We start from the raw sequence: 11,457 nt of genomic DNA, 5'->3' as shown, positions 1-11,457 counted from the left end.
CCCTCTTTTTAAGCACTGTTGATATTTTCCTTGACGCAAGGTATCATTAAACTATAAGGGGGAATTAATCTTGGTTAAAAATGATAATATTGAATTTCTAGAGAGCAGATTGCCATTTTGGCATGACTTAACTGAAGAGCAGAAGAATTTACTGATTTCTAGTTCTACTGTTGGACACTATGAAAAAGGCCAGTCCATAACCGGCTATAATAGTGAATGTGTGGGGTTGATAATTGTAAAGACTGGTACCCTTCGAATCTATATGACTTCAGAGGATGGAAGAGAAGTAACACTTTACAGAATTGAACCCGGAGAAGTGTGCGTATTCTCCGCTTCTTGCGTTCTTAAGACTATCAACTTTGACGTGTACATTGTAGCCCAATCTGAATGTTACATATTAGAAATAGATTCTCTGACTTTTTCTCAGCTATTTAAAGAAAATATGCATGTTGAACTCTATGCCTACAAATTGGCCACGGAAAGATTTTCCGATGTTATGTGGTCAATGCAACAAATCCTTTTCACAAGCTTTGACAAACGACTTGCATCATTTTTATTAGATGAAAGTTTGAATACTGGCAGTGATATTTTATACATCACCCACGAAGAGATTGCAAAACACGTAGGTTCTGCAAGGGAAGTGGTGTCAAGAATGCTAAAATATTTTTCCAATGAAGGCATGGTAGGTTTATCACGTGGCAAAATTACCATAACAAATAAGGGAAGATTGCGCAGTTTGCTATAAGTATCTAGCAAGCCTTGCGCTTATCTTCCCTTTTTTTAAATCCAATTTTATTTCAAGTTAACTGTTTATTATAAGCCTAATAATTTAAGAATCTCATCCTTTTCTCTAAATCCTGCAGATGAAGTAACCACATTTCCGTTTTTAATTACTACAAGTGTAGGTATGCTCATAACTCTGAATTTCTTTGCCAAGTCACGTTGTTCGTCTACGTTCACCTTGCATATCTTCGCCTCTGTAACCTCATCTGCCAATTCCTCTATTACTGGCAAAAGTCTCTGGCAAGGTCCACACCAAGATGCCCAAAAGTCTATCAATACTGGTTTATCAGAGTTCATTACCTCTGATTCAAAATTTTCGTTTGTGATGTGTAGTGCTGACATAATATCCTCTCCTTAATATATAATATATTTTATTTTTATTGTTTGTCTTGTTTCATTTGTTTATACTCTTATTATACACTATTATTATTATTAATCAGTGACTTAATCACAGAACAGTATACAACTTTACTTTCCTGAACCAAAGAATTCAAAATTTATATTCTCTTCTTTCACGGCCATGGCCTTTAAAGCGTTTTCGATATTACTCATAAATGGTGGTGGACCGCAGAAATAAAAGTCACCATCCCAAGGTAAATTGTCTTTTATCCACTGTTCTGTTAGATAACCTTCAAAATCATAGTCTTCATGCACAATATCCTCTGGTAAAGGTTTGCTATAAAACACTATGGATTTAAGGTTTCCATAATATTTTTGAAGATTTTTTATGTCATCCCCAAAGGTTTGGACAGAGCTATTCTGCACTGCCTGAACAAAAATTATCTCCCTCTTTGAATTCACTGCTTCATATAACATGGATAGTAGTGGTGTTATTCCTATACCACCTGAAAGTAAAACAAGAGGTTTATTGCTGTTTTCATTTAAGACAAACTTTCCCGTAGGTGGCAAAGCCTTTATCACGTCTCCCACCTTAAATTCATCGGTGAGATAAGTGCTTATAAGCCCTCCCTCCACTTTTTTTACACTGATTCTGTAAATCTCCTCATTAGGTTTCATAGACAAACTGTACGTTCTCATAGCACTTTTGTACTTTTCATCCTTAGAATTAACATCGATTGGCAGAAATTGACCTGGTTTGTGAAGCTGAAGCTTACCGCCATCAACAGCCTTGAAATAAAACGATGTTACTTCTTTGTTTTCACGTATTTTATCCGTTAAAACTAATTCTTTAAATCCTTGCCACATCATGCACACCATCCTTTATATAATTTCACAAAAAAATCATTGTATACAAGCATACTTCAATAACAAATTTTGCTTTATCCCCATAAGATAATGATACCATAAAAAAAGACTATCTTAAAATTATTTTAAGATAGTCTCAAGGAATTTAACATTCTAGTTTAAAACATTGCTTCCTTTTAGCTCTATGGTATCTACTTTTTTATCATATACTTCTTTTTTCTCGTATACTTCTTTTTCATCTGAAGTATTTGCAACTACTACTGTTCCGTTCTTTCTTCTAATAGCTGCAAAGATTTTAGCACCAATGTATCCGGATACAGTTCCACCTAGTGCTGCAAAAGCTATTGCAAGGATTACGTTCATAGGCTTATTGAAAGCAAAAGGTGCTAAAAGACCTGGTATTGGAGACGCCGTTCCTGGGGCATTGTTTATTATACCAAAGTAGGCAGCTGCTAAACCAGATAGTCCTCCGCCAAAGAAGTTTGAGCAATAAATAGGCACGGGGTTTTTAGTTATTATATGTGCCTGGGTCAAAGGTTCCAACATTACCGCTATTACGTTGCTATTGTTTCCAAGTTTCAATTTTTTGAATATGATTCCATTAGTGAAAGAACCACCTACACAAGCTATGGCCGCTATACCCATTGCCAAGCCCCTCAAACCCAACATTGCTGTTATGGCCATGGAACTTAGCGGTGAAGTACATATCATCTTCATTATTCCTCCTAAAAGGAATCCCATAACAATGGGCGATTGATCTGCCGCTACAGATATCATGTTTCCTATACTTACAAGAGTCATATCTACCACTGGATTTATTAATATGGCAAGCCCTCTAGCCAGTGGTGCTATAAGTATAGCCCCTACAACTACGTCCAGTCCTTCTGGCAACTTTTTCTCCATAATTGGCGCTATAAGTCCAACTATGTAGCCCGCAAAGAATCCAGGCAAAATTCCAAAACCGCCTAAGGCCACACCTGCAACTACAGCGTACACTGGTGTTACACCCATGGCTATAGGTACAAGTATTGCTGCCGCCACGCCTCCCATACTGCCTGAAACTGTTCCTACTTGTGCCAAAAATTGAACTCCAATAAAATCTCCGCTTATATATCTGTGTATTGCCTCTACAAGAAACGTAGCCACCGCTGCATTGGCAAGTCCAGACATAGCTTTACTTCCCTTTGGTGCTTTGAAGCTGAACACTGAAAACATGCCCAGAGTCAATAGTAATAATCCTATACCTTTTACCACATCGAACAACTTGAACACTCCTTTACCTGTTTTATAGTGTAGAAAGTTTTAAGTACATCTTTTTTTCTTTCAAAGAGTATAAAACACAGGTTACCCAAAGTTTCAATTTGTTTCAATTTGTTTTTAAAATGTTTCAACTTGTTTCTCACAAGGTAAAATTATCTACAATACATAAGAATGCCTTCTAAAAACTTCTTTACATTGACCTTGCCACCCATTACTCTGCGACCTCTTATGTAGTCCATTTCCTTCTTTACCTCTTCAAAACTATATAGGCTAGTAGAAAATTCAGTGAAAATATCATTCATGTAATCCTCTATGCCTAGATTTGCAAGGTTTTTCAACCCCACAGCGCTAGTTCTCCTTATTCTCTGCTCTAGAGATTTATAATTTTCATTAAAGATAGACAACAGTTCCTTTAAAGTATAATTGTTTATGTTTATATTATTTTCTGTTATGTAGCCTATTATGTTGCGTATATCTGTACATCCTGCCTCTCCAAGTAACCCTAACTTCTTCATTACCTCATCTGCCTTTACATAATCTTCATTATTATTAGCTAATTTCCACTTATTTTCTGAGCTTGGATTTTTATATACATTATCTGCCTTTAACTCATCCATACCAAAGACGCTGCCTATGGTAGTCAATTTTTTTCTCAAGTTTATACTTTCCATCACCTTAGATATAACCTTTTCAACTTCCACGGCATTTACAGGTTTATTTATGTAAAACTCTACACCATTTTCATACGCCTTCGCCACAATATCCTTAGAGTTTACTTGGGAGATCATTATGAAGGATGTGTCCACTCCGTTATCTCTGCAATTTCTAACTAGGGAAATACCGTCTACCCCAGACATTAAAAGGTCCACTAAAACTATATCTGGGTTGTGTGACACTATATAATCTTGAGCTTCCCGCGGGTCAGTAAAGACACCCTGTACAACACCACAACCCCTATCTTCTATAATTTTCTTAAGTATGAAACATACATTAAGATCATCTTCTACAATAATAATATTCAACAGACTTCACTTCCTTTTCTAATTTGCCTTTTCTAATTTGCCTATTCTGTAAGATTACTTAATGGTATATAAATTGTGAATATGGTAAACTCATTTATCCTAGACTCTACCTTCATATGTCCGCCTAGCTTATTTTCAACTATTTCTTTTACGATGCTTAAACCTAGCCCTCTGTTTACGCTGCCCGTATCGTAATTTATTTTAGTAGAAAAGCCCGGTGAAAATATATATTTCATGTTTTCAGTGCTTATACCATCACCATTATCCTTAATGGTGAGTTTACAACAACTTCCCTCTTGTTCTTCACATATATAAATATATCCCTGCTCCCTAGAGGCATCCATGGCATTCATTATAAGGTTTCTCAATATGGACATTATATAGTAGTGCCTTTTTGTATTGAAATTTACTGTGGTTCTAAATTTTAAATTAACATTTTTTTCAGTGTTGGTCATGTATTTTTTCATGGAACTATTTAGGATATCAAAAATATCCTCCATGCTCATACCATTCTCCTCTTGCCTATCCTCTAGTGTCTCTTCAAGTCCTCTAAGGACCAACATATTCTGTTTTTTTATCTCATGAATGTCCTTTGCTATGGATAGAACTTCACCCTTTATCACATCATCATCGCTGATGTTGTTGTAAAGATCGTAAGCGTTTCCCATGACTTGTTCAATATCCGCCATACTTTTTTCCATCCAATACAATTCAGTTTTTAATCTAGAGGTGGTATCTAAAAGTTTTTTATACCTGACCTCATGCTCCCTTCTAGAGATAAGTAAAGAATACCTATCCATAATGTTTATTATGGCCCAAATCAGCAAGGATCTAAGTAGGGCAAACACTGCGATTCCCAAAATTCCTTGTAAATTAATACTGCTGTTATTGATGAAACTCCTTATTAACATCTCGCTAAGATTTGCCGTAAAATCGCATATAAGACAGAGGTACAACAACACATTCTTTTTTCTCCTGTGATTTAGTTTTGCTGTTAAAAAACCAAATGCACAAAAATAAACTACATAAAAGAATATTTCTGGGAAAAATGTATAAACTCCATTGTATAAATTTTTCATATTAAAACCATTAAAAGATGTATACGTCATTATTCTCATAGAATATACGCATAAAGATGATAGCAACCCTGTGTAAATAAAATTAATATGACTCATCATATAATAATACACAGGCAACATTACAATTCCCATAGAAATTCTTAGATTGAACATGTTTGTTTGAAGATATACCTGCGACAAAAGCGCTATATTTATGGCAATGAACCACGAACTTTTTTTCCATTCTGTGACTTTCAATTTAAAGCTTATAGTTACCCCACCCTTTCGAAATTTGTCTATTTCCATCATAATACAGCAGTCCTTTCATTTCAACCTAGAAATAAACATAACGAATAAAAACCTGCCATCTAATCATAAATTGATAGACAGCAGGTACTTTACATTTCAAGTTTATACCCCATTTTATATACAGTTATTATATAATCCTCAAGATGCAGTTTTTTTCTAAGTTTTCTTATGTGAACATCCACAGTCCTAGAATCACTAGAACACTCATCACCCCAAACCAGCTCGTGAATCTTTTCCCTAGACATATTCACATTGGGGTTAATTACAAGAACCTCCAAAAGATCAAACTCTTTTCTTGTCAGCTCTACCTCGGTTCCATCAATCTGAACTAGCTGCTTTTTTAAATCTACATTTACATTCTTACCAATTTGAAAATTTCTTTGTGAAGACTTTCTTTTTCCAAAAGTTACTTGCACACGTGCCATCAGATTTTCTATCTCGAAGTTCCTATCATTATCAATTGTATGGCCAAGGGTAACTTTGTTTGCACCATTTTCTTGTTCTTTATCTGGACTCTTCACAAACACAACAGGTACATTAGAAAAAGTTCCATTGTTCATATCTGAAATAAGATTATTGTAGGATAGTTTCACATCCATAATAATAAGTTCTATATCAGCATTAAGAGCAACTTCTAATAACCTGTTTACATTAGTTACCTTTATATATTCGTAGCCTAGCTCCCTCAATCCTAAAGCAATTTCATTGATAAATTGTATATCTTCTTCTATAATTAATACTTTCCCCAAACCGCCAATCGACCTCCTTTCTTTAAGTGTTAACCTCTATCCCATTTTCCATTACATATTCATGAATGACTTTTGAAAATTCAGCTCCATATCTTTCATACTTAACTTGTCCCACTCCACTAATATCCAAAAGTTGCTCCTTGGTCTCCGGGTACCTTATGCTCATTTCCTTTAAAGTACTATCCGCAAACACAATGTAAGGCGGCACTTTATCCCTTTTAGCGATTTCCAGTCTAAGCTCAGTAAGCCTAGTATACAATTCGTTGTGAGTAAATACCTTTTGTACCCTGTGTTCTTCTTTGAACTCTACCTTAAACTGTCCCTTTAGGATTTTTGCAGAAGTATTGTTAAGCTTTAAAACTGGAAATTCGCCTTCTACCACATCTACATACCTATGGGCCGCCAAAGTATTTATAAAATCCTTTAATTGCTCTTTTTGCATATTTTTCATTATACCATATGTAGACAATTTATCAAATCCACCAGCTATAACCTTTTTATTTTTAGATCCTTTAAGCACATCTATTAATATGGTACTTCCATAAGGTCTCCCCAATCTAAAAATACAAGATAATACTTTCTGGGCATCTACGGTTCTGTCCACTATTTCACCTTGGCCATTGCAGTTGCTGCAATTATCACATTTACCCTCATGCTCCTCTCCAAAATAATTTAAGATGTATTTTCTAAGGCAATTATTAGTATATACATAGTCTACCATATCCTGAAGCATCTTGTACTGATTATTTTTTCTCTCTGAATTTTCAACACTGACCTCTATTAGATATCTCTGAATATGCACATCTTCTTGTGCAAATAGCAGTATACATTGACTCTTTTCTCCATCTCTCCCTGCCCTACCTATCTCTTGATAATAAGCTTCAATATTTTTAGGCATATTATAATGAATGACGTACCTTATATTTGATTTATCTATCCCCATGCCAAAAGCATTGGTGGCCACCATAATATTTACTCTATCGTAAACAAAATCCTCTTGGCTATCCTTTCTTTCCTCATCATTCATTCCCCCATGATACCTGGCAACAGACATCCCCCTGTCCTTTAACAATTGGTATGTCTTATCCACTTCTTTTCTGGTAGCGCAATATATTATGCCACAAGTATCGCTATTTTCCTGCATATACTTTGTAATATACTGGTTCTTGTTGCCACCCTTTACAACCTGTAACTCCAAATTTTCTCTATCGAACCCAGCGATGAATATCTTTGGATTGTGCAAATTCAAAAGATCCACTATATCCTGGCGCACTTCCTTAGTGGCAGTAGCTGTAAAAGCTGTTACCACGGGCCTGTTTCCTAAAGACTCAATAAACTTTACAATATTCCTATAGCTTGGCCTAAAATCATGTCCCCATTGAGACACACAATGAGCCTCATCCACAGAAACCATAGATACCTTCATAGTGCTCATAATAGCACAGAAATCATAAGAATTAAGTCTTTCCGGGGCTACATAAAGAATTTTTATCTTATCATTTCTCATGTTATCTATCACCATAGAAACTTCTGCATCACACAGCGTACTATTTATATAGGCAGAAGGTATCCCAAGTTCTCTTAAATTGTCCACCTGGTCCTTCATAAGGGATATAAGAGGTGATATGACCACGGTTATGCCATCCATCATCAAAGCAGGTATCTGATAGCAAATGGATTTGCCTCCCCCAGTTGGCATAATAGCAAGCACATCTTTTCCCTTTAGAATATCCTTTATTATTTCTTCCTGTGCCGCTCTAAAAGAGTGGTATCCAAAATACTGTTTCAATAAATCTATGGGTTCTATCATTATTTAACTACCTAATCCTTTCACAAAATTAATTACCTTTTACTTTCTGCCAGTGCCTTCTTTGCCAGTCTATCCGCCTCTTCATTGTATTCCACCCCTGAGTGAGCTAATACCTTTGTGAAGTTGATTTTCAAAAACTCCCTATGTTCTTGTATAAACTTAGCATAAGATCTTGTTCCATCCTTGTTGGTTTTCCAAGAACCATCCGCCCACCTTGCAATACCTTCGTAGTCATGATATATCATGATAGCTTTGCAATTGTTTTCCTTTGCCCACTGGATAGCTCTCATAGTGCCGAGCAACTCCCCCGCCACATTTCTCATGGAAATATACTCCTCGTTATCACCTACACCTGAAAGACGAATAATTTCACTGCCTTCAAGAATAACACATCCGTAAGAATAATTGCCGTATTCATTGGAGTAACTGCCGTCTACATAGGCTTCCACACAACCTTCTTGCATTTCCCTACAAGACTTAGAAGTTTCCTTTAAGTCATTAGATTCATAAGTGTCATTATCCTCACTAGATGAACCCATAATAAAATCCTCTGCCTCTCCATAAGTTGTAAAACTTTTATATATAGCACCGCTGTACCCGCTAACCTGTGATTTACATTCATCCCAAGTGTTAAATACTCCTGTCTTTCTTCCACATTTAACCGCATAATATTTCTTCTGAGCCATGCACAAATCACTCCTTTTTACCTATAATTATTTTTTAGGCAGATACACCCTTATCCTTGTACCAATGCCTTTCCTGCTTATTACGGAAAAATAGCCTCTGTGGTTATCTACAATCCACTTAGCAATAGATAACCCAAGGCCCGTACCCCCAGTTTTCCTAGCTCTTGCCGTGTCTGCTCTGAAAAATCTGTCAAATATGTGGCAAACATCCCCGCTGTCCATGCCTATACCGTTGTCCTGCACTGAAATATACGGCTCACCTTTTTCAGTTTTACCTGTTCTAAGTACAATGCTCTCCCCTTGGTCTGTATATTTTGCGGCATTCTCTATGAGTATGCGAACAGTCTGTTTTAATAGTGGCTCATCTGCATACATCTCAATTATACCCTCTGGATAATACTCATATACATGTTTCACGTCTATCATTTTAGACTCCTCAAAGACCTCATTCATCATATCACTAAGCATAAATTCAGTGTACTTCAACTGGGTTTTGCCATTTATGCCACGGGCTAAAAACAAAAGTTGTTCCACAAGATTTTTCATATTTTCGGACTCACTTTTTATTGCCAATATGGACTCGTTTAATACGCTCTCATCCTCTTTTCCCCACCTATCCAGCATATTAGCATACCCCTGAATTACAGCAATAGGGGTTCTAAGTTCGTGGGAAGCATCAGATACAAACCTAGCTTGCTGCCTGTAAGACTCACGCATCCTCTCTAGAAGATTATTTATAGCCTCTTCAAGGCCCTTAAGTTCACTATTGCCTGTGTGTATTTTTTCCCCTGAAGTCATGGGGCTAACTTTTGCTATGGCCTCTTCTAAATCCTGAACCATATTTTCATCAAAGTTTAGATTGCTTAATCTGTTAGCCATTTCCGATATCTGATTTAATGGTTTCAAAATACGTCTTATCTTTACTCTTCCAAAAATAATCTCATTCAATATCATAAAAATCTGCACTATAAATGCCACTCCAGCTGTAATTCCCATGGTTACCATAAATCCTCCAACCTGTGCCACCATGGTTTTACCACTGGATGAAATCACAGTATATGTGGCTTCATTAAATGCTACAATATTGAAGTTCCTTGATGCATCCTTTGCAATGTTGCCAAAATAACTTAATTCAGTTTGTATACCCCATACTATTACAGCAACACAGATAACTATTACATCCATAAATAAAAATCGCAAAAAGGTCTTCATAACAAAATTGAAATTAAGTTCTCTTACAATAGATTTAACTTTTTTATCAGATTTTATTTTACTCATCTTTTATGACATACCCCACTCCACGCACCGTGGTTATAAGCTTTATCCCAAAAGCATCATCAATTTTACTTCTTAAATATCGAATATACACGTCTATCACATTGGTTTCACCCAAATAATCATAACCGCAAACCTTTTCCATCAAAGTCTCCCTAGTCATAACTATATTTTTATTTTCTAATAGAACCTGAAGAAGACAAAATTCACGATTTGTAAGTTCTACCTCTATTTCTCCATAGGTCACTCTATGCCTAGCTTTGTCAAGGCATAATTCACCGCAATGCAAAACTTCTGACAATAGTTGATTATCCATAACTATTCTCTTCTTTAAAGCCGTTCTTATCCTGGCCAATAATTCCTCAATGGCAAAAGGCTTTGTAATATAGTCATCAGCCCCACCATCCAGGCCCGCTACTTTATCCATAATAGCATCTCTGGCTGTCAGCATTATAACCGGCACATCAGAGGTCTTTCGAAGCCGTCGAAGCACTTCCAAACCATTGAGTTCAGGAAGCATTATATCCAGTAATACAAGTTCTGCTTTGCCCTGCTCTGATATTTCAAGGCCCTCTCTACCATTGTTAGCCTTTATAACCTGGTATCCCTCATGTTTCAACTCCAATTCTACAAATCTTGCAATCTTCTCCTCATCCTCTACCAATAAAATTGTACTCATGCCTATGCCCCTTCTACCTTTTTATTTATACTTTCCGTTTTTCTTCATCTTTGCTCTTATATTATTTCTTACTTTTTCAGCCTTACAGTGTGCCCTGTTAAATAGGCTATTTATATCATCACCATTACCACCAAGTGCCTCACCATCTATGGAAAATTCCACATTACATAAAAGAGCCACTATGACTAAAGGTATTACAATACGATAGCAAAAGATTAGTAGCAAAGCAACTACAGTAATGGGCAACCGAAGAACACTTCCTTCCCGCCTCTTTATCTCTATAAATACACCATTGCATTTTTCTATAAACTTACATGCCTTCTCAAAGGCACTCCTTGTCTTTTCGTGCCTTTCATCATATTTTTTCCTATCCTTGTTTTCATAATACTGCCATGATTTTTCCTCACAGCAAGCTACAATTTCACTAAAACTCTTATTTCTGTCATTGGTGAAATATATCTTCATATCAGGTGATTTAACCTTGCCAACGTCCTCTAATTGTAACATGGCATCTATAATATCCCAATCATTAGATTCTAAAGCCATCTTTGCATCCTCAAAAGTCACAGCAGCATTTTCAGTAAGTTTCCTTATAAGCTTGTCATGGTCCATAATCATTG

General features: G+C 36.1%; 11 protein-coding genes and 1 pseudogene. 1 reads left to right on the top strand and 11 read right to left on the bottom strand.

The genetic code is table 11. The features are described 5' to 3' along the window. The first annotated feature begins 70 nt into the window (after positions 1-70). A complete protein-coding gene (locus BUA73_RS09975) occupies positions 71-745 on the top strand; it encodes a Crp/Fnr family transcriptional regulator (RefSeq protein WP_072903983.1) in 675 nt (224 codons plus the stop codon). Between the two features lie 68 nt (positions 746-813). Here BUA73_RS09975 and trxA read toward each other — a convergent pair whose 3' ends face one another. From trxA to BUA73_RS09920, 11 genes and pseudogenes are all read right to left on the bottom strand, one after another. Next, positions 814-1,125, bottom strand: coding sequence for a thioredoxin (trxA, locus tag BUA73_RS09970; RefSeq protein WP_072903982.1), 312 nt, complete (start codon positions 1,123-1,125; stop codon positions 814-816). Between the two features lie 126 nt (positions 1,126-1,251). Continuing rightward, on the bottom strand, positions 1,252-1,992 hold the full coding sequence (locus BUA73_RS09965; RefSeq protein WP_242942367.1) for an FAD-binding oxidoreductase: 741 nt from the start codon (positions 1,990-1,992) through the stop codon (positions 1,252-1,254). Positions 1,993-2,142: 150 nt separating this feature from the next. Beyond that, positions 2,143-3,204, bottom strand: coding sequence for a PTS sugar transporter subunit IIC (locus BUA73_RS09960; RefSeq protein WP_084672215.1), 1,062 nt, complete (start codon positions 3,202-3,204; stop codon positions 2,143-2,145). Positions 3,205-3,401: 197 nt separating this feature from the next. After that, the gene (locus tag BUA73_RS09955) at positions 3,402-4,271 is read right to left on the bottom strand and encodes a DNA-binding domain-containing protein (protein WP_072903980.1); all 870 of its coding nucleotides are present in this window, start codon (positions 4,269-4,271) and stop codon (positions 3,402-3,404) included. 41 nt (positions 4,272-4,312) lie between these two features. Continuing rightward, positions 4,313-5,638, bottom strand: a complete 1,326-nt coding sequence (locus tag BUA73_RS09950; protein WP_084672207.1) for a sensor histidine kinase — start codon at positions 5,636-5,638, stop codon at positions 4,313-4,315. An 89-nt stretch (positions 5,639-5,727) separates the two neighbouring features. Continuing rightward, positions 5,728-6,387 carry a response regulator transcription factor gene (locus BUA73_RS09945; protein WP_072903979.1) on the bottom strand — a complete coding sequence of 220 codons (660 nt, stop codon included), beginning with the start codon at positions 6,385-6,387 and terminating at the stop codon, positions 5,728-5,730. Positions 6,388-6,415: 28 nt separating this feature from the next. After that, positions 6,416-8,197: pseudogene (gene recQ, locus BUA73_RS09940) on the bottom strand (DNA helicase RecQ); the annotation flags it as partial. 32 nt (positions 8,198-8,229) lie between these two features. Continuing rightward, entirely contained in the window at positions 8,230-8,883 is a 654-nt protein-coding gene (locus BUA73_RS09935) for a ribonuclease H1 domain-containing protein (RefSeq protein ID WP_072903977.1), read from the bottom strand. A gap of 27 nt (positions 8,884-8,910) precedes the next feature. Continuing rightward, the gene (locus BUA73_RS09930; protein ID WP_072903976.1) at positions 8,911-10,161 is read right to left on the bottom strand and encodes a sensor histidine kinase; all 1,251 of its coding nucleotides are present in this window, start codon (positions 10,159-10,161) and stop codon (positions 8,911-8,913) included. Next, positions 10,154-10,837 carry a response regulator transcription factor gene (locus tag BUA73_RS09925; RefSeq protein ID WP_072903975.1) on the bottom strand — a complete coding sequence of 228 codons (684 nt, stop codon included), beginning with the start codon at positions 10,835-10,837 and terminating at the stop codon, positions 10,154-10,156. The genes BUA73_RS09930 and BUA73_RS09925 overlap by 8 nt, the downstream gene beginning before the upstream one ends. A 21-nt stretch (positions 10,838-10,858) precedes the next feature. After that, a complete protein-coding gene (locus tag BUA73_RS09920; RefSeq protein WP_072903974.1) occupies positions 10,859-11,449 on the bottom strand; it encodes a UBA domain-containing protein in 591 nt (196 codons plus the stop codon). Positions 11,450-11,457: the final 8 nt, after the last annotated feature.

The sequence above is a fragment of the Hathewaya proteolytica DSM 3090 genome, assembly GCF_900142225.1.
Lineage (GTDB): Bacteria > Bacillota > Clostridia > Clostridiales > Clostridiaceae > Hathewaya > Hathewaya proteolytica.
Note: the sequence above shows the minus strand (reverse complement) of the source record. Positions and strands in the feature narration are given on the sequence as shown.